Origin of the sequence: Saccharothrix xinjiangensis, from assembly GCF_039527585.1 — a bacterium.
Lineage (GTDB): Bacteria > Actinomycetota > Actinomycetes > Mycobacteriales > Pseudonocardiaceae > Actinosynnema > Actinosynnema xinjiangensis.
The window spans coordinates 174,984-192,822 of record NZ_BAAAKE010000009.1; the positions used below are offsets into that span (position 1 = coordinate 174,984).

Sequence of the window (17,839 nt, forward strand, 5' to 3'; positions counted from 1 at the left end):
CACCACGCACCAGAACCGACAGGCGCCCTGACCGGCGGCTCCAGGGCGCCGCCTAGCCTGGGCGGCGTGGAGCGGACCCCGGACTTCTCGGCCGTCGTGCTCGCGGGCGGCCGGGGCAGCAGGCTGGGCGGCGTGGACAAGGCGCTGCTCGTGGTCGACGGGCGCACCCTGCTCGACCGCGTGCTGGACGCGGTCGGCGGCCCCGGCCGGGCCGTGGTCGTCGGGCCGCCGCGGGACGTGCCGGGCGTGCGCTGGGCCAGGGAGGAACCACCCGGCGGCGGACCGCTCGCCGGCCTCGCCGCGGGCCTGCGCCACGCGGCGGCGGAACTCGTCGTGGTGCTGGCGGTCGACCAGCCGGGCGTCACCCGCTCCACAGTGGACAGGCTGCTGGCCGCCGTCGGCGACGCCGGCGCGGTGCTCGTGGACGCCGGCGGCAGGCCCCAGTGGCTGACCGGCGCGTGGCGCGCGGACCGGCTCCGCGCGGCCATGCCCGCCGACCCGCGCGACGCGTCGGCGCGGTCCGTGCTCGGCGCCCTCGACCCCGTCCACGTGCCCGCGCTGCCGGGCGAGGCGCGCGACGTCGACACGCCCGCGGACCTCTAGGACCCCTTCACAGGGTCCATACCGGCCACGGGGGAGACTCGTCCACGATCGCACAACCTTGTCGAGGAGGACTCTTGTCCGAGCCCGCCGCCGAGGCGCCCAACACGCCGGCTCGTGACGCCCAGTTGCTCGAACGCACCGTGTTCGAGGTCAAGCGGGTGATCGTCGGGCAGGACCGGCTGGTCGAGCGGATGCTCGTCGGTCTGCTCGCGAAGGGCCACCTGCTGCTGGAGGGCGTGCCCGGCGTGGCCAAGACGCTGGCCGTGGAGACGTTCGCGAACGTCGTCGGCGGTTCCTTCTCGCGCGTGCAGTTCACCCCCGACCTGGTGCCCGCCGACATCCTCGGCACCCGCATCTACCGCCAGGCCAGCGAGAGCTTCGACGTGGAGCTCGGCCCCGTGGTGGCCAACTTCGTGCTCGCCGACGAGATCAACCGCGCGCCGGCCAAGGTCCAGTCCGCGATGCTGGAGGTCATGGCCGAGCGGCACGTGTCCATCGGCGGCCGGACGTTCCCGATGCCCACCCCGTTCCTGGTGCTGGCCACCCAGAACCCGATCGAGAACGAGGGCGTCTACCCGCTGCCCGAGGCCCAGCGCGACCGGTTCCTGTTCAAGATCCAGGTCGAGTACCCCACGGCCGAGGAGGAGCGGGAGATCGTCTACCGGATGGGCGTCGAGCCCCCGGTGCCCGGCCAGGTGCTCAGCCCCGAGGAGCTGGTCCGCCTCCAGGGCGTGGCCTCCCGCGTGTTCGTGCACCACGCGCTGGTCGACTACGTGGTGCGGCTGGTCATCGCGACCCGCGCGCCCAAGGAGCACCAGCTCACCGACGTCGCCGGGTGGGTCGCCTACGGCGCCTCGCCGCGCGCCAGCCTCGGCATCATCGCCGCCGCCCGCGCCCTGGCGCTGGTGCGCGGGCGCGACTACGTGCTGCCGCAGGACGTCGTGGACGTGGTGCCGGACGTGCTGCGCCACCGGCTCGTGCTGTCCTACGACGCGCTGGCCGACGGCGTGCCGCTCGACCACATCATCACCCGGGTGCTCCAGACCGTGCCGCTGCCCCAGGTGTCCGCGCGGCCGTCGGCCCCGCAGCCCGCGGGCAGGCCGTGACCGGGGTCGACGAGGTCGGGGGCCCCGCCGAGACCGCGGGCGACCGCCCGAAGTGGGCGCCGCCCGCACTGCACGGCGGTCGCCTGGAGGCGGCGCTGCGCACGCTCGAACTGGAGGTGCGCCGCCGGCTGGACGGCCTGCTCCAGGGCAACCACCTGGGCCTGGTCCCCGGTCCCGGCACCGAGCCCGGCGAGGCGCGGCCCTACCAGCCGGGCGACGACGTGCGGCGGATGGACTGGGCGGTCACCGCGCGCACAACCGTGCCGCACATCCGCGAGACGGTCGCCGACCGCGAGCTGGAGACGTGGCTCGCCATCGACCTGTCGCCCAGCCTGGACTTCGGCACGGCCGCGTGCGAGAAGCGCGACCTGGTGGTCGCCGCGACCGCCGCCGTGGCGCACCTGACGCGCGGCGGCGGCAACCGGGTCGGCGCCCTGGTGTCCACCGGTGAGCAGCTCGTCCGCATCCCCGCCCGCGGCGGCCTGGCGCACTCGCGCGGCCTGATCCGGCGGGTCGCGGAGACGCCGCGCGCCCCCGAGGGCACCAGGGGCTCGCTGGCCGACGTGGTCGAGCAGCTGCGCCGCCCGCCGCGCCGCCGCGGCCTGGTCGTGGTGATCTCGGACTTCCTCGGCGGCACCGAGTGGCAGCGACCGCTGCGGGCGCTGTCCGCCCGGCACGACCTGGTCGCGGTCGAGGTGGTCGACCCGCGCGACCTCGACCTGCCCGAGGTGGGCACGGTCGTGCTGGCCGACCCGGAGAGCGGCCGGCAGCGCGAGGTGGTGGCCTCGCCGCTGCTGCGCCGCGAGTTCGCCGCCGCGGCGGCCGAGCACCGCGCCGACGTGGCCGCCTGCCTGCGGCGCGCGGGCGCCGGGCACCTGGTGCTGCGCACCGACTCGGACTGGATCGCCGACACCGTCCGCTTCGTGGTGGCCCGCAAGCGCCGCTGGTCGGGAGGGGTGGCCTGATGAGCCTGTCGGGTTTCACCGCGCCGTGGTGGTTCCTGCTGCTGGTCGCGGTGGCCGGGCTGACCGCCGCCTACGTCGTCGTGCAGCGCACGCTGCGCAAGCGGACGCTGCGGTTCGCGAACCTGCCGATGCTGGAGAAGGTCGCGCCCAAGAGGCAGGGCTGGTACCGGCACGTGCCCGCGGCGCTGCTGCTGGTGGCGTTCGCCCTGCTGACCGTGGCGCTGGCCGGGCCGACCGCGGAGCAGAAGGTGCCGCGCAACCGGGCCACCGTGATGCTGGTCATCGACACGTCGCTGTCGATGAAGGCCACCGACGTCAAGCCGTCGCGCCTGGACGCCGCGCAGGTGGCGGCCAAGTCGTTCGCCGACGGGCTCACCCCGGGCATCAACCTCGGCCTGATCTCCTTCGCCGGTTCGGCGACCGTGATGGTCGCGCCGACCACCGACCGCGAGGCGGTCAAGTCGGGCATCGACGGGCTCAAGCTCGCCCAGTCCACCGCCACCGGCGACGCGATCGTGGCGGCGCTGGCGGCGATCGACTCGTTCGGCAAGATCGTCGGCGGCGCGGACGGCCCGCCGCCCGCGCGGGTCGTGCTGATGACCGACGGCAAGGAGACCGTGGGCACGCGCAAGGCGTTCGACGCGGCGGACGACGCGAAGAAGGCGGGCGTGCCGATCTCCACGATCTCGTTCGGCACCGAGGACGGCGTGGTCGAGATCGAGGGCCGGTCCCAGGAGGTGCCGGTGGACGACGACTCGATGCGGGAGATCGCCGAGCTGTCCGGCGGCGAGTTCTTCAAGGCGGCCAGCGCCGAGGAGCTGCGGCGCGTGTACGACACGCTTGGCGAGCAGATCGGCTACGAGAAGAAGCAGGCCGACGCCTCGCGACCCTGGGTCGCGATCGGCACGGTGCTCGGCCTGTTCGCGGTGGCGGGCGCACTGCTGTTCGGACAACGCCTCCCCTGATCGGTCGGGTCGCTCGGTGGCGGATCACCGAGCGGCCCGACCCCCCTCCTCACCCGTGCAGGTCGCGGTACGCGGCGGCGGCGCCGGGGTGCAGCGGCAGCCGCGCGGTCCCGATGAGGCTGCGCACGTCGAGGTACTGGGTGCCCAGCGCCTGCTCCGGCACCAGTTCGGCGGCGCGGGCGACCAGCGCGCGGGTGATCGCGCCCGCCACGGCGTCCGGCAGCGCCGCCCGGCACACCAGCAGGTTCGCCACGCCGATCGTGGGCACCTCGCGGTCGGCGCCGTAGACCCCGACCGGCACCTGGACCTGCTCGTAGAGCGAGCCGTGCGCCCGGCGCAGCGCGGGCACCAGCTCGGCCAGCGGCAGCAGGCGGATGCCCGGCAGCTCGTCCAGCTTGGGCGTCGGCACGCCGCCCGACCACAGCACGGCGTCGACCCGCCCCCGCGCCAGCGCCGCCGCCGCGTCCTCCAGCCGGTGGTGCTCGACCCGGACGCCGCGCAGGTCCAGCGCCGCCAGCATCCGCTCGCCGGACAGCGCCGCGCCCGAGCCCCGCGCGCCCAGCGACACCGTGCGCCCGGCCAGGTCGGCGGCCCGCCGCGCCGGGTCGTCCGCCCGCACCACGAGCTGGAGGTAGTTCTCGTAGACGCGGCCCAGGGCGCGCAGCTCCAGCGCCGGGTCGGCCGCGTGCGCCGAGTCCGCCAGCGCCAGCGCGACCTGCGCGCCGCCCGTGCCCAGCAGCTCCAGGTTCTGCCTGCTGCCCTCGGTCTCCAGCGGCCGGGCGCGCAGCTCGCCCAACCGGGCCGCGAGCAGGGTGGCGAAGTCGAAGTAGAACCCGCCGTGCTCGCCGGCGGCGATGACCAGCTCGCCGGGCGGCTCCCCGGCGGTGCAGGCGGTCGTCCACGCGATCGCCGCCCACGCGGCGGGCAGGCCCAGCAGGAACGATCGGCGCTCCACGGTCACAGCAGCGGCTCCAGCGGCAGCTCCACGCGGGCGGTCAGCCCGTCCACCGAGGTCAGCACCAGCGCGCCCTGCCACGCCCGCACCAGCTGGTCGGCGATCGCCAGGCCGAGGCCGGTGCCCGGCTGGTCGGACCGGCCGCGCCAGAACCGCGAGGTGGCCAGCGCCAGCTCCGGCCCGGTCAGCCCCGGCCCGTCGTCGCGCACCTCGACCCAGCCGACCCCCGCCGACCGGTCCGCGCCCAGCCCGACCCGGACCGCGCCGCCGTACTTGACCGCGTTGTCCAGCAGCACGTCCAGCACCTGCGCCACCGCCGACTCGGGGCAGCGGACCAGCACCGCCGGCACGGGCGGGTCGGGCACCGGCACCTGCCAGAACCCCGTGCGGTCCACCACGACCGCGCCCAGGTCGGCCAGGCCGGGTTCGCGCCCGCCCGCCGCCACCTCCGTCGCGGCGCTCTCCGCCGACGCGAGCGCGAGCAGCCCGTCCAGCAGGGACTCCAACCGCTCGATCTCGGCCACGCCCGCCAGGTAGGCGCGCCGACCGCCGGGCCGCACCTGGTCGTGCAGCGTGTCCATGCGCAGCCGCAGCGCCGCCATCGGGTTGCGCAGCTGGTGCGAGGCGTCCGCGACCAGCCGCCGCTGCTGGTCGGCGGCCTCGGTGACCGCGTCGGACATCCGGTTGAACGACTCGGACAGCTCGCGCACCTCCGGCGGCCCGCTGCTGCCCGGCACGTGCGCCCGCCGCTCGCCCGCGGCCACCGCCCGCACCCCGACCGCCAGCTCCGCCAGCGGCTTGAGCAGCCACCGGGCCACGGCCACCACCAGCAGCACCGAGCCCAGGCCCGCGGCCAGCGCGCCGCCCAGCACCCACAGCCACCGGCCGGCCACGTCCGCCGCGGCCCGGTCCACCGACGCCCGCAGCACCACCGCGCCCGCGACCCGCGTGCCCGTGCCGACCGGGCGGGCGAACACCACGTGCCCGGACGACCACGGCAGCACCGTCGGCACCGTCCGGGCCGGCTGGTTGCGCAGCGCGGCGTCCAGGACCGGCGCGAGCACCGGGTCGTCCGCGGTCAGGCCCGCCTGCGCCACCGCCTCCCGGCGGGCGTCCACCACCACGACCGGCTCGCCGTACAGCTCGACGTAGGCGGCGACCTCGTCCTTGAGGGCGGTGCTGTCCCCGGTGCCCTCGGCCTGCTGGGCGAGCGCGGTGAACCGGTCGAGGTCGGCGGTGCGGCTGAGCGCGAACCGCTGCGTGCGCTCGGCGGCCGTGGCCGACAGCAGCGGCACGGCGAACGCCGCCACCGCGGCGGCGGAGAACAGCAGCAGCACCAGCAGCAGTCGGCGGCGCACCTACACCCCGTCGGAGGCCAGCCGGTAGCCGAAGCCCCGGACGGTGGTGATCAGGCCCGGCCGGCCGAGCTTCGCGCGCAGCCCGGCCAGGTGCACGTCCAGGGACCGCGACACCGCGAGGTACGCGTCACCCCACACCTCGTCCATGAGCTGCTGGCGGCTCACCGCCGTGCCCGCCCGGCCCGCCAGCGCGGCGAGCACGTCGAACTCCTTTGCGGTCAGCGCGACCTCGGCGCCCGCCACGGCGACCCTCCTGCCCTCCAGGTCGATCTCCGCGTCGCCCACGCGCACCACGCGCTCCCGGGGACCGGACAGGGCCGCGCTGCGGCGGACCACCGCGTCCATGCGGGCCAGCAGCTCGCCCAGGCGGACCGGCTTGACCAGGTAGTCGTCCGCGCCCAGGCGCAGGCCGCGCACGATCGACCGCTCGTCGCCGCGCGCGGTGAGCACGAGCACCGGCACCGGGGACACCTTGCGGATCTTGCGCAGCACCTCCAGGCCGTCCGCGTCGGGCAGGCCCAGGTCGAGCAGCAGCAGGTCGAACTCCCGGTGGGAGAGCAGCGCGTCCGCGCCGCGCGTCACCCGGCGGGGTCGGTGGTCGTTCGCCTCCAGGGCCTCCACCAGGGCTCCTGCCACGCCGTCGTCGTCCTCGACCAGCAGCACCCGCACAGCGGTCACCCCCCTCAGGTTGAGGCGATTATCGCGCTTGAGGTGTAGACAATGCCTGTGAGCATCGACGAGCACCCGCCCGCCGCCCTCCTGGACGAGGCGAGCGAGGCACTGGAGGAGCTGGCCGGCGTGCTGGTCGACGACCAGTCGCTGGAGGACGTGCTCCAGCAGTTGGCCGAATCGGCGGCGCGGGTCATCCCGGAGGCGGAGAACGTCGGTGTCACGGTGCTGACCCCGGACGGCCCGATCACGGCCGCGGCCACCGACCGCAAGGTGGTCTCGGTCGACGCCGACCAGTACGCCGCGGGCGACGGGCCGTGCCTGGAGGCGACGCGGCTGCGCAAGCCGGTCCGCGTCTCGCTGGAGGAGGGCCGCGAGCGGTGGCCCGACTTCGCGATCGCCGCCGAGCGCGCGGGCGTGCGCGCGTACCTGTCCGCGCCGATCGTCCTGGCGGACGAGGACGTGCTCGGGTCGCTCAACATCTACAGCTCGGAAGAGGACGCGTTCAACCCGTTCGACGAGGCGCTGCTGCGCCTGTTCGTCACCGCCGCCTCGACCGCCATCACCGCGTTCCGCCGGTACGACCGGTCGCGCGAGCTGATCGAGCACCTCCAGCGGGCGCTGGTGTCGCGGGGCGAGATCGACCAGGCCAAGGGCGTGCTCATGGGCGCGTACGGGATCACCGCCGACGAGGCGTTCGCCCGGCTGGTCACCGAGTCGCAGCAGCACAACACGAAGCTGCGCGAGGTGGCGCGGAACCTGCTCGCGTCCGTGCGAAGACCCTGATCCGTCACTTTTCTCATAAAAGCTCTTCCCGAATTGCGAATGTGTGCAACAGCTGTCGCCCGGTCGGTCCGCCACCCCATTTCCGGGGGTACGGTGTCGGGGAATTCCCCCTTTTCCGGTCCGAGGAGGAGCATGCGCACGAAACGTGTTGCCGCCGCCGGCTTGGCCTTGGCCGCGCTGTCCGGGCCCCTGGCCGCGTGCACCGCGGAGCCCGAGCCGGCGATGAGGTCGTTCGACACGCCCCAGGCCCTGGCGGAGGCGAACCTGGTGGCCGCCGAGGCCCGGCGCTCCGTGGTCGTCGACCTGGACCTCGGCGAGCGCGGCCGGGGCACCTGCGGGCTGCGCACCAGCGACTTCGCCGCGTCGTGCCGGTTCGCGCCCGGCGACGCCGAGGAGGTCTCCTACGTGCTGGCCCCCGACGCCGTGTTCGCCCGGATCCCGCCGGGGCGGGCGCCCGACCCGGGCAAGCCGTGGCTGCGGCTCGACCCGGACAACCCGCTGGGGCGCGCCATGGCGGACGTCGCCGTGCGGCTGCGGGACGCCGCCGACCTGCGCGAGGCGCTGCCCGAGGGCGCGCGGATCACGGGGAGGGCCGAGGAGGAGGTGGCCGGCAGGCGGACCGTCCGCTACACCGCGGAGGTGGCGGGGGACGGGCGGCCGTCGGTGGTCAGGCTGTGGGTGGACGCCGACGACCTGCCGGTCCGCCGCGAGGTGCGCACGCCCGCGGACGGTGGTGACGCGGTGGTGGTGGCGGACTACCGGGGCTGGGGCGAGCCGGTGGAGATCACGCCGCCCGCGCCGGAGCAGGTCGGCGAGCTGCCGGCGCTGCCGGGCTAGGACGTGGCGACGGGGGCCGGTCCGCGTGGCGCGGGCCGGCCCCTTTCGCGTGCGGGGCGCGTCATCCACAGCGCGCACCGCGCGTGGTCAGGCGCGGCGGCGTCGGCGCAGGTGGAACAGCGCGGCCCCGCCCACGAGCAGGAGCACGGCCGCCGCGACCAGCAGGCCCCGGACCGAGGCGCCCGTGTGGGCCAGCTTGCTGCCGCCCCCCGGCGCGGGCGGCTGGGTGACCGGGGCGGCGGTCGTGGTGGTGGTCGGATTCGTCGTGGTCGAGGTGGCGTCCGACGTCGTGCTGCCCGAGGTCGTGCTCCCCGTCGTGGTGGTCGAGCCCGTCGTGGTCGTCGTGCCGGTGCCGCTCGTGGTCGTGGTGGTGGTCGTCGTGTCGGTCGACGTGGTCGTGGTGGTCGTGGTGGTGCCGGTGCCCGGCAGGACGTCGACCCGGTGCAACAGGGTGTCCTGGTCCGGTTTGAGGGTGCACGGCATGGCGAAGGTGCCCAGGCCGGTGTCCTCGCCGGTGGCGGTCTTCGGGGTCAGGGTGGCCTCGAACTCGCCGACGTGGATGGTGGTGTCGCCCGGGTTGGGCAGGGTGATCGACGGCGCCTCGCCGGTGGCCACGGTGTCGAACGCGCCCTCGGGCGGCACGGGGGTCTTGGCCACGGTCAGGTCCGGCACGACTTCCAGCCGCGTGCCCGCGTTGTCCAGCACGGTGCTCGCCTTCGCCGTGCCCTCCACGGTGGCCGCGCCCACCAGCACCAGCCCCTGCGTGGCCAGCGGCGGCACGGTGGCCGTCGCGGTCACCCGGACCGGCGGCAGCGGTTCGCCCGCCACCGCCTCGCCGGGGCCGGGCAGGTCCTCGGCCACGATGCGCACGCTCATGTCCTGCGTGCCGATCAGCGGGAACGGGCAGCTGTAGACCAGCGTGAGGGTCGCCGTGGCGGCGCCGCCCACGCCCGCGCCCAGCAGGGCCGAACCGCCGACCACCGCCGCGCAGAGCCCGAGCGCCGCCACCCGGTGTCTGGATCCCATGATCCCTCCCCTAATGCGCAGAACATGACCTACCGGCGGGTAAGGTATCTTTACCGGATAGTTGCGGCAACTATTCGCACCCGGCCGACAAGAGCTGTTGCGGCAGTTGTCACCGGGGTGACAAATAAATGGTCGGCGCTTGTGCCCGCGCGGGCCCGGAAGTAGTTTCGGAGAATGGACGGAGTCGTGCGGTGAAGATCGCGGCGCTCCTGGTCGCGCTCGTCGCGCTGCTGGGCGCGACGCCGGCGTCCGCCCCCGCGCGACAGGCGGCCGGCGCGGCGGCGGGACCGGCGGGCGCACGGGCGCAGCCCGGCACGACCATCACCATCACCTACCGGGTCGACGCGGTGACCCGGCTGGCGAAGCCCGGCTCCGACCTCGCCATCGGCCCCGGCCTCCTGGTCGCCGAGATCGATCTGGTCAACGGCACCATCATCGGCGACCTCCGGCTGCCGCCCGCGCACGGCTACTTCGTCTTCTTCGGCTTCGTGCCCAGCACGGCCCGCACCGACATGACGCCGGTCGGCAAGGTCACCGGCACCATCGAGGCGGGCCAGATCAAGGCGCACGCCCTGATCGACGTCCGGGTGGGCGAGGTCGCCGTGGACCGGCAGCCGCTCGACGTCGGGCCGGGCTGCCGGACCGACAGGCCCGCCGTGCTCGACGTCGAGGGTCCCTTCGACCTGGCGGCGACCGTGCTGGACGGCGTCTACGAGCTGCCCGCGTTCGCCGGCTGCCTGGGCCGGGAGCGGCTGGACCCGCTGATCACCGGCCTGATCTCCGGGCCGGGCAACGGGATCCGGCTCACGCTGACCGCGCTCCCGGAGGCCCCGCAGGTCCCTGAGGTCCCGCAGGGCCAACCGGCCCCGGTCTCGCCTGGCCAGCCGACCCAGCCGACCCTGCCGAACCCGCCGGTCCCGCCGACCCCGTGAGCAGCCGCAGCGCCCGCAGCGCGATGCCCATGTCGAACAGCGCGTCCGGGTCGTGCAGCCTCGTCCCGAACAGCTCCTCCAGCTGCCGCAGGCGGTAGCGCACGGTCTGCGGGTGCACCGCCAGGCTCGACGCGACCTCCGGCGCGCTGCCCCGGGTCTCCACCCACGCGCTCATCGTCTCCAGCATCCGCTGCTGCTGCTTGGGCGTCAGCCCCTCCAGCGGCGCCAGCGCCCGCTTGACCAGCTCGCGCACCAGGTCCTCGTCGCCGAGCAGCAGCAGCGTGGACAGGTGCTCGGTGGTGTCCACCATGGGCCGGTCCCGGATCACCCCGGACTGGATCAGCGTGATCGCCCGGCGCGCCCAGCGCAGCGACTGCCGCGCCGAGGCCAGCGGCACCAGCGGGCCGATCGCCGCGCGCCACCCGCCGAGCTTGTGCTCCAGCGCCACCAGCTGCCGCTCCGGGTCGGTGAGCAGCAGGCACGGCTCGCCGCCCTCCAGGTCCATCAGGATGTCCTCGTGCAGCGCGGGTATCGGCAGCTGGTGCTGGTCGGTGCGCCGCTCCAGGGCCACCACGAGCACCCGGTCCGGCAGCGGCCAGCGCGCCGCCTCCGCCAGCTCGGCCAGCGCGCTCGGGTGGTAGCCCGGCTCACCCAGGATCAGCTCCAGCAACCGCTTGCGCCGGCGCTCCAGCGCGCCCGCGTGCCGGGCCTGCGCCTCGGTGTAGCCCTCCATCGAGCGCAGCGACAGCTCGTCGATGTAGGCGAAGATCGCCTCGGCGATGAGGCACATGGTGGCCAGCGGCACGCGCTCGGTCTGGCCGAACTCCGAGATCCGCCGCCACGCCACCCGCGCGCCGATCCGGTACGCGGTCTGGAGCAGGTCCAGGCTCCGGCCCGCGCTCACCTCCAGCTTGCCGAGCAGCCGGAACAGCTTCGCGCGGTCCGCCCTTGCCGCGGTCGGGTCGACCATCCGGTCGATGAACTGGTGGATCGCCTGCTCCACGCCCTCCACGACCACCTGGCCGAACATTCCCTCCAGCTTTTGCGAGTACTCCGCGATCTGGTGCTGGATCTCCCGCACCATGTCGACCGCGACATCGCCGGCCCGCGCCCGGAACTTCGGCGCGAGTTCGGCGGGCAACCGTTCCCACAGGTCCGTGTCCCCGATTGGCGGTAACTCGGCCGACGGGAGTTCCCGGGTTCCGCTCATGCTGCTCACCCTCACCAGACGACTGGTTTCGCTCCGACGACATTGGTAGCCGCACGGATCGCGGGGGCGCCAGGGCGGGGAGGACTTTTTGTACCACCGTGAGTGTTCCGGAACAGGTTTTTGTCACGGGGTTGACAAAGGATCGCCATTGCTTGTGCGGTTCGGCGCCCGTGCGTAACGTACTGGCCAGTAATGTCGTTCCGGTAAATTCACGTCAACCATCCCGGAGAATACCCGTGGTATTGCGGCGTCGTGTGTTGGGGCTGGTGTTCGCGGCCCTGCTGGTGGCGTTGTGCGGCCTGTCCGTCGCCGCCTACCGGAAGGCGTTCACGCCCCGGGTCGGCGTGCTGCTGCGCACCGACCACGTCGGCAACCAGCTCCAGGCCGAGTCCGACGTGAAGCTGCTCGGCGTGCGGGTCGGCGAGGTCCGCGCGGTCCGCTCCCGCGGCGACGGCGCGGAGGTCGAACTGGGCCTCGACCCCGACCAGGTGAACCGCATCCCGGCGAACGTGTCCGCGCGGCTGCTGCCCAAGACGCTGTTCGGCGAGCGGTTCGTGAGCCTGGAGCCGCCCGCGGACCCGGCGGGCGCGCTCGGCGAGGGCGACGTGATCGAGCAGGACCGCACGTCCACCGCGATCGAGCTGGAGCGCGTGCTGGCCGACCTGATGCCGACCCTCCAGGCCGTGCGCCCGGACAAGCTCGCCTCCGCGCTCACCTCGGTGGCGAGCGCGCTCGACGGTCGCGGCGAGGCCCTGGGGCGGACCCTCACCCGGCTCGACGCCTACCTGCGCGAGCTGAACCCGGAGTTGCCCGTGCTCAAGGAGGACATCACCAAGCTGGCCGACACCGCCGACGTGTACGCGGACGCCGCGCCCGACCTGGTGCGCGCGCTGCGCGACGCGACCGAGGTCAGCCGCACCGTCGCCGAGCAGCGCGCCGACCTCGACGCCGTCTACGCGAACCTGACCACCGCCTCGGCCGACCTGACCGGCTTCCTGACCGACCACGGCGGCACGCTCGTGGACCTGGCCGACCGCTCGCGGCCCTCGCTGGAGCTGCTGGCCACCTACTCGCCCGAGTTCCCGTGCGTGCTCGGCGCCGTCAACGCGCTGCGCCCGCGGGTGGACGAGATGCTCGGCAAGGGCACCGACCAACCCGGCGTGCACGCCCGGGTCACGATCGTGCCGCCGGGGGAGCGGTACGTGCCCGGCCGCGACGAGCCGGTCCTCCGCCGCGGCGGCGCGCCGCACTGCCCGGCCGGCCCCGTCCGGGCGGTCGCGCCCGACCAGGTGCCCGGCTGGGCGGGACTGCTCATGGGGGTCCGATGAGGGGCGTCGCCGCACCGCTGACCAAGTTCCTGGTCTTCGTCGTCGTCACGGTCGCCGCCACCGGCTTCCTGGCCGCCACCATCGCGGGCAGCCGCGTCGGCGACACCAACCGCTACGTGGCGCGCTTCACCGACGTGACCGCCCTGGCCGAGGGCGACGACGTCCGCATGTCCGGCGTGAAGGTCGGCCAGGTCGAGTCCATGGAGCTGGTCGACGACGAGCTGGTGGACGTGGAGTTCTCGGTCGTCGACGACCGCTCCCTGGCCGCGGGCGCCACCGCCGCCATCAAGTACCGCAACCTGGTCGGCCAGCGGTACGTCTCGCTCGACCAGCCCGCCGGGTCGGTCGCGGACGTGCTGCCGCCCGGCGGGCTCATCCCGGTCGAGCGCACCACGCCGGCGCTCGACCTGACCGCCCTGTTCAACGGGTTCAAGCCGCTGTTCCAGGCGTTGAACCCGGACGACGTCAACAGGTTGTCCCACGAGATCGTCCAGGTGCTCCAGGGCGAGGGCGGCACGGTGGAGGACCTGCTCGCCCACACCGCGTCGCTGACCACCGCGCTGGCCGCCAAGGACGACGTGATCGGCCGGGTCGTGACCAACCTGAACGACGTGCTGGAGACGGTCGGCTCCCGCGACGACCGGCTCGACTCGCTGCTGGGCTCGCTGCGGCGGCTCGTGTCCGGGTTCGCCGCCGACCGGCAGCCGATCGGCAACGCCGTCGCGGGCCTCGCCGAGCTGGGCGAGAGCACCGCGTCCCTGCTGGAGCAGGGGCGGCAGCCGCTCAAGGACGACATCGCCCACCTCGGGCTGCTCGCGGGCAACCTCGGGAACGCGCCCGAGCTGGAGCCGTTCGTGCGCAACCTGCCGGTGAAGCTGGAGGCCATCGGCCGCACCGCGTCCTACGGCTCCTGGCTCAACTTCTACCTGTGCTTCGCCTCCTCGCAAGCCGAACCCGCGCCCGGCGGCCCGCCCGTGGGCATCCCCGTGACCGAATCGAGGTGCCGCCGATGACGCGCAGACCGGTGCTGCTGGGCGCGGTCGGGCTCCTGGTCGTCGCCGTGACCGCCGCGCTCACCTTCTTCCTGGAGGACCTGCCGTTCTTCGGCGGCGGCGAGCGGCACACCGCCGACTTCGCCGAGGCCGCCGGCCTGAAGGTGGACGACGAGGTCCGCGTCGCCGGCCTCAAGGTCGGCGCGGTGACCGACGTCGAGCTGCACGAGGGCCGGGTGCGGGTGGGGTTCCGGGTGACCGGCGTGCGGCTGGGCGACCGCAGCCGCGCCGAGATCCGCATCAAGACCCTGCTCGGGCAGAAGTACCTGGCGGTGGACTCCGAGGGTCGCGACCCGCTCACCGGCGCCATCCCGGTGGAGCGCACCACCTCGCCCTACGACGTGGTCGAGGCGTTCAGCGGCCTGGCGGACACGGTCGACCGGATCGACACCGACCAGCTCGCGCTGAGCTTCCAGGTGCTGTCCGACACCTTCCGCGACTCGCCGCGGCACGTGAAGCAGGCCCTGGAAGGCCTGTCCGCGCTGTCGAAGACGATCTCCTCGCGCGACGAGCAGCTCGCGTCGCTGCTGGAGGGCGCGAACCGGGTCAGCGGCGTGCTCGCCGACCGCAACGAGGACTTCGCCGCGCTGATCACCGACGGCAACCTGCTGCTGGAGGAGATCTCCCACCGCCGGGACGCCATCGCCAGGCTCCTCGACGGCACCCGCGCGCTGTCCCGGCAGCTCTCCGGCCTCGTCGCGGACAACCAGGCGCAGCTGGGCCCGGCCCTGGAGCAGCTGGAGCGCGTCACCGACGTGCTGCGGCGCAACCAGGAGGCGTTCGACCGCGGGCTCGCCCTGGCCGGCCCCTACTACCGGCTGCTGAACAACTCGCTGGGCAACGGGCAGTGGGTCGACACCTACGTGTGCGGGCTCGTCACCACCCCCGGCCAGGAACGGCGCGACTGCCCACCGGGAGGCCGCTGATGTTCGCCCGGACCAGGGGCCGGCGGCGGCTCGTCGCCGCGCTCGCCCAGGGGCTCGTGCTGGTGCTCGTCGCGACCGCCGCGGTGTGGTGGGTCTTCCTCCGCCCTGCCGCCACCCGCGTCACCGCCCACTTCACCGCCGCCGTCGGCGTGTACGAGGGCTCGGACGTGCGGGTGCTCGGCGTGCGGGTCGGCGAGGTGGTCGGCGTGACGCCCGAGGGCGGGTCGGTGCGCGTCGAGCTGGAGCTCGACCACGGCGTCGACGTGCCCGCCGACGCCCGCGCGGTCGTCGTCGCGCCCAACATCGTGGCCGACCGGTACGTGCAGCTCACCCCCGTCTACACCGGAGGGGCCAAGCTCGCGCCCGGCGCGGTCGTCACCAGCGGGCGCACCGCCGGGACCGTCGAGCTCGACGAGCTGTACCGGAGCCTGGACGCGCTGCTGACCGCGCTGGGCCCGAACGGCGCGAACCGCGAGGGCGCGCTGTCGGACCTGCTCAGCACCGGCGCGGCCAACCTCGACGACGCGGGCGGCGCGTTCAACGACTCCGTCCGGCAGCTCGCCGACGCCGCCCGCACCCTCGCCGGGTCGCGGGACGACCTGTTCGGCACCGTGGACCACCTCCAGTCGTTCACCTCGCTGCTCGCCGCCAACGACGAGCAGGTGGGGCGGCTGGCCGACCAGCTCGCCGACGTGTCCGGGTTCTTCGCCGCCGAGCGCGACGACCTCGGCGCGGCGCTGGGCGAGCTGGCCGGCGCGCTGGAAGGGGTGCGGGCGTTCGTGCGCGACAACCGCGACCGGGTGCGGTCCGGCGTGGCCGACCTGGCGGTGCTGACCGGCTCGCTGGCGCGGCAGCAGGAGTCGCTGGCCGAGGCGCTGGAGGTGGCGCCGGTGGCGCTGCACAACGTGATCGGGGCCTACGACCCGGAGACCGGGACGCTGAACGCGCGGGCGAACCTCGACGAGTTCGTGGCCGACCTGCTGAGCGTGCCCGGCGGTGCGCGGTGAAGCGGCTCCTCGCGCTCGCGCTGGTGCTGACCGGGTGCTCGGCGGTGCCCAGCGCCTACGACCTGCCGCTGCCCGGCGGCGCGGACCTGGGCGACCGGCCCTACCGGGTGACCGTCGAGTTCGACGACGTGCTCGACCTGGTGCCGCACGCGGCGGTCAAGGTCGACGACGTGGCGGTGGGCCGGGTCGAGGACATCGCGCTGTCACCGGACGGCTCGACCGCGCTGGTGCGGGTGGCGGTGCGCGGCGACGTGCGGCTGCCCTCGGACGCGGTGGGGCGGCTGCGGCAGTCCAGCCTGCTGGGCGAGAAGTACGTGGAGCTGGCGCCGCCCGGCGGCGCGGGCGCGGCCACGCCGCTCGTGGACGGCGCGGTGGTGCCGGTGGCGCGGACCAACCGCAACCCCGAGGTGGAGGAGGTGTTCGGCGCGCTGTCCATGCTGCTCAACGGCGGCGGGATCGGGCAGCTCCAAGACATCTCGCGGGAACTGGGCGCGGCCCTGTCCGGCAACGAGGCGGCGGTGCGGTCCCTGCTGTCCACCCTGGGGTCGTTCACCGGGTCGCTCGACGAGCACAAGGGCGAGATCACCAGGGCGCTGGAGGCGGTGGACCGGCTGGCGGCGAACCTCTCGGCGCGCGGCGGCGAGATCGGCGAGGTGCTGGACGGGCTGGAGCCCGGCCTGGAGGTGCTGCACGAGCAGCGCGGGCAGCTGGTCGGGCTGCTGACCGCGCTGGACGACCTGTCGGGCGTCGCGGTGGACGTGGTGAACCGCGGGCGTGACGACCTGCTGGCCGACCTGCGCGCGCTGGAGCCGACGCTGCGGCGGCTCGCCGAGTCCGGGCAGGACCTGCCGCAGTCGCTGGAGCTGCTGCTGACCTTCCCGTTCAGCGACGCGGTGCTCGACGGGATCAAGGGCGACTACCTCAACACGTACCTGACGCTGGGCACCGGGGGGCGTTGATGATCACGCGGCGGATCCGGGCGCAGGTGGCGCTGTTCACCGTCGTCGCCCTGTCCGGGGTCACCTACGTGGGCGCGGAGTACGCCGGGCTGCTCGTGCTGGACGACGGGTACGCGGTGCGGCTGGAGCTGGCCCGCACCGGCGGCCTGTTCACCGGCGGCGAGGTGACCTACCGGGGCGTGCCGGTGGGGCGCGTCGGCGAGATCCGGCTCGGTGACGGGCGGGTCGAGGCGGAGCTGCGCATCGACGCGGGCGCGCCGCCGATCCCGGTCGACCTGGAGGCGGTGGTCGCCAACCGGTCGGCGGTGGGGGAGCAGTACGTCGACCTGCGGCCGCGCGGCGCGGGCGGGCCGCACCTGACCGACGGCTCCGTGATCCCGGAACGGCTCACCACCCTGCCGCCGCCGGTGGAGAAGGTGCTGACCAGCATGGACGACCTGGCGCGCTCGGTGCCGGTGGACGCGCTGCGCACCGTCGTGGACGAGCTGGACACCGCGCTGCGCGGCACCGGGCCCGACCTCCAGGCGCTGCTCGACGCGACGGCCGAGTTCATCGGGGCCGCCACCGCGCACCTGCCGCAGACCACGCGGCTGCTCGACGAGTCCGCCACCGTGCTCCAGACCCAGCTGGACCACGCCGCCGCGATCAACTCGTTCGCCGACGACGCCGCGCTGGTGGCCGAGCGGCTGCGCGCCTCGGACGGCGACCTGCGGCGGGTGATCGCGGCGGCGCCGGGCGCGGCGGCCGAGGTGAGCGCGGTGCTGCGGGAGTCCGGCCCGGACCTGGGCGTGGTGCTGGCCAACCTGCTGACCACGGCGGACGTGCTGGTGACGCGGCAGGGCCAGCTGGAGCAGGTGCTCGTGAGCGTGCCGGACGCCGTGTCGGTCGGCGCGTCAACGCTGAGCGGCGGCCAGGCGTCGTTCGGCCTGGCCCTGACCTTCTTCGAACCACCACCGTGCGAGGCGGGCTACGAGGGCACCCCGCGCCGCCTGGGCCTGGACACCACCCCGGCCCCCCTCAACACCGGCGCGAGCTGCACCCTGCCGCGTGGCTCGACCACGGGCGTGCGCGGCTCCCAACACGCCCCCCGCTGACCCGAACCCACAACTCACGGGTCCTGAACGTACGACACGGTGGTCCTGAACGTACGACTCG

Annotated in this window: 17 protein-coding genes; 12 read left to right on the forward strand and 5 right to left on the reverse strand. The window is 74.6% G+C overall.

Features of this window, described 5'->3' with window-relative positions; genetic code table 11:
- Positions 1–66: 66 nt before the first annotated feature.
- The 4 genes from mobA (at position 67) to ABD223_RS20745 (ending at position 3,639) form a co-directional block, all read left to right on the forward strand.
- Positions 67–603 carry a molybdenum cofactor guanylyltransferase gene (gene mobA, locus ABD223_RS20730; protein ID WP_344037979.1) on the forward strand — a complete coding sequence of 179 codons (537 nt, stop codon included), beginning with the start codon at positions 67–69 and terminating at the stop codon, positions 601–603.
- Positions 604–677: 74 nt separating this feature from the next.
- Positions 678–1,709, forward strand: coding sequence for an AAA family ATPase (locus ABD223_RS20735; RefSeq protein WP_344037980.1), 1,032 nt, complete (start codon positions 678–680; stop codon positions 1,707–1,709).
- Positions 1,706–2,674: a DUF58 domain-containing protein gene (locus ABD223_RS20740; RefSeq protein ID WP_344037981.1), complete on the forward strand. Its 969-nt coding sequence runs from the start codon at positions 1,706–1,708 to the stop codon at positions 2,672–2,674. Before ABD223_RS20735 ends, ABD223_RS20740 begins: the two co-directional genes overlap by 4 nt.
- A complete protein-coding gene (locus ABD223_RS20745; RefSeq protein WP_344037982.1) occupies positions 2,674–3,639 on the forward strand; it encodes a VWA domain-containing protein in 966 nt (321 codons plus the stop codon). The genes ABD223_RS20740 and ABD223_RS20745 overlap by 1 nt, the downstream gene beginning before the upstream one ends.
- Before the next feature lie 49 nt (positions 3,640–3,688).
- On the opposite strand, the gene ABD223_RS20750 is transcribed toward ABD223_RS20745, so the two are convergent.
- The 3 genes from ABD223_RS20750 to ABD223_RS20760 are packed head-to-tail and all read right to left on the reverse strand — an operon-like array spanning position 3,689 to position 6,621.
- A complete protein-coding gene (locus tag ABD223_RS20750; protein WP_344037983.1) occupies positions 3,689–4,600 on the reverse strand; it encodes a TAXI family TRAP transporter solute-binding subunit in 912 nt (303 codons plus the stop codon).
- A complete protein-coding gene (locus ABD223_RS20755; protein ID WP_344037984.1) occupies positions 4,597–5,952 on the reverse strand; it encodes a sensor histidine kinase in 1,356 nt (451 codons plus the stop codon). The genes ABD223_RS20750 and ABD223_RS20755 overlap by 4 nt, the downstream gene beginning before the upstream one ends.
- Positions 5,953–6,621, reverse strand: coding sequence for a response regulator transcription factor (locus ABD223_RS20760; RefSeq protein WP_344038111.1), 669 nt, complete (start codon positions 6,619–6,621; stop codon positions 5,953–5,955).
- 51 nt (positions 6,622–6,672) lie between these two features.
- Here ABD223_RS20760 and ABD223_RS20765 point away from each other — a divergent pair, with 51 nt between their 5' ends.
- A complete protein-coding gene (locus ABD223_RS20765) occupies positions 6,673–7,407 on the forward strand; it encodes an ANTAR domain-containing protein (RefSeq protein ID WP_344037985.1) in 735 nt (244 codons plus the stop codon).
- A gap of 132 nt (positions 7,408–7,539) precedes the next feature.
- Positions 7,540–8,244, forward strand: a complete 705-nt coding sequence (locus tag ABD223_RS20770) for a hypothetical protein (protein WP_344037986.1) — start codon at positions 7,540–7,542, stop codon at positions 8,242–8,244.
- 87 nt (positions 8,245–8,331) lie between these two features.
- On the opposite strand, the gene ABD223_RS20775 is transcribed toward ABD223_RS20770, so the two are convergent.
- Positions 8,332–9,270 (reverse strand): DUF6801 domain-containing protein, encoded by a 939-nt coding sequence (locus tag ABD223_RS20775; protein ID WP_344037987.1) that lies wholly within the window; start codon positions 9,268–9,270, stop codon positions 8,332–8,334.
- A gap of 804 nt (positions 9,271–10,074) precedes the next feature.
- The gene (locus ABD223_RS20780; protein WP_344037988.1) at positions 10,075–11,412 is read right to left on the reverse strand and encodes a PucR family transcriptional regulator; all 1,338 of its coding nucleotides are present in this window, start codon (positions 11,410–11,412) and stop codon (positions 10,075–10,077) included.
- A gap of 254 nt (positions 11,413–11,666) precedes the next feature.
- On the opposite strand from ABD223_RS20780, the gene ABD223_RS20785 reads away from it, so the two are divergent.
- The 6 genes from ABD223_RS20785 to ABD223_RS20810 are packed head-to-tail and all read left to right on the forward strand — an operon-like array spanning position 11,667 to position 17,778.
- Complete coding sequence (locus ABD223_RS20785; RefSeq protein ID WP_344037989.1) at positions 11,667–12,740, forward strand: MCE family protein; 1,074 nt, start codon at positions 11,667–11,669, stop codon at positions 12,738–12,740.
- Positions 12,737–13,753, forward strand: a complete 1,017-nt coding sequence (locus ABD223_RS20790; RefSeq protein WP_344037990.1) for an MCE family protein — start codon at positions 12,737–12,739, stop codon at positions 13,751–13,753. Before ABD223_RS20785 ends, ABD223_RS20790 begins: the two co-directional genes overlap by 4 nt.
- On the forward strand, positions 13,750–14,718 hold the full coding sequence (locus ABD223_RS20795) for an MCE family protein (protein WP_344037991.1): 969 nt from the start codon (positions 13,750–13,752) through the stop codon (positions 14,716–14,718). The genes ABD223_RS20790 and ABD223_RS20795 overlap by 4 nt, the downstream gene beginning before the upstream one ends.
- Positions 14,718–15,725 carry an MCE family protein gene (locus tag ABD223_RS20800; protein WP_344037992.1) on the forward strand — a complete coding sequence of 336 codons (1,008 nt, stop codon included), beginning with the start codon at positions 14,718–14,720 and terminating at the stop codon, positions 15,723–15,725. Before ABD223_RS20795 ends, ABD223_RS20800 begins: the two co-directional genes overlap by 1 nt.
- On the forward strand, positions 15,722–16,684 hold the full coding sequence (locus tag ABD223_RS20805) for an MCE family protein (RefSeq protein WP_344037994.1): 963 nt from the start codon (positions 15,722–15,724) through the stop codon (positions 16,682–16,684). The genes ABD223_RS20800 and ABD223_RS20805 overlap by 4 nt, the downstream gene beginning before the upstream one ends.
- Positions 16,684–17,778 (forward strand): MCE family protein, encoded by a 1,095-nt coding sequence (locus ABD223_RS20810; RefSeq protein WP_344037995.1) that lies wholly within the window; start codon positions 16,684–16,686, stop codon positions 17,776–17,778. The genes ABD223_RS20805 and ABD223_RS20810 overlap by 1 nt, the downstream gene beginning before the upstream one ends.
- Positions 17,779–17,839 lie beyond the last annotated feature (61 nt).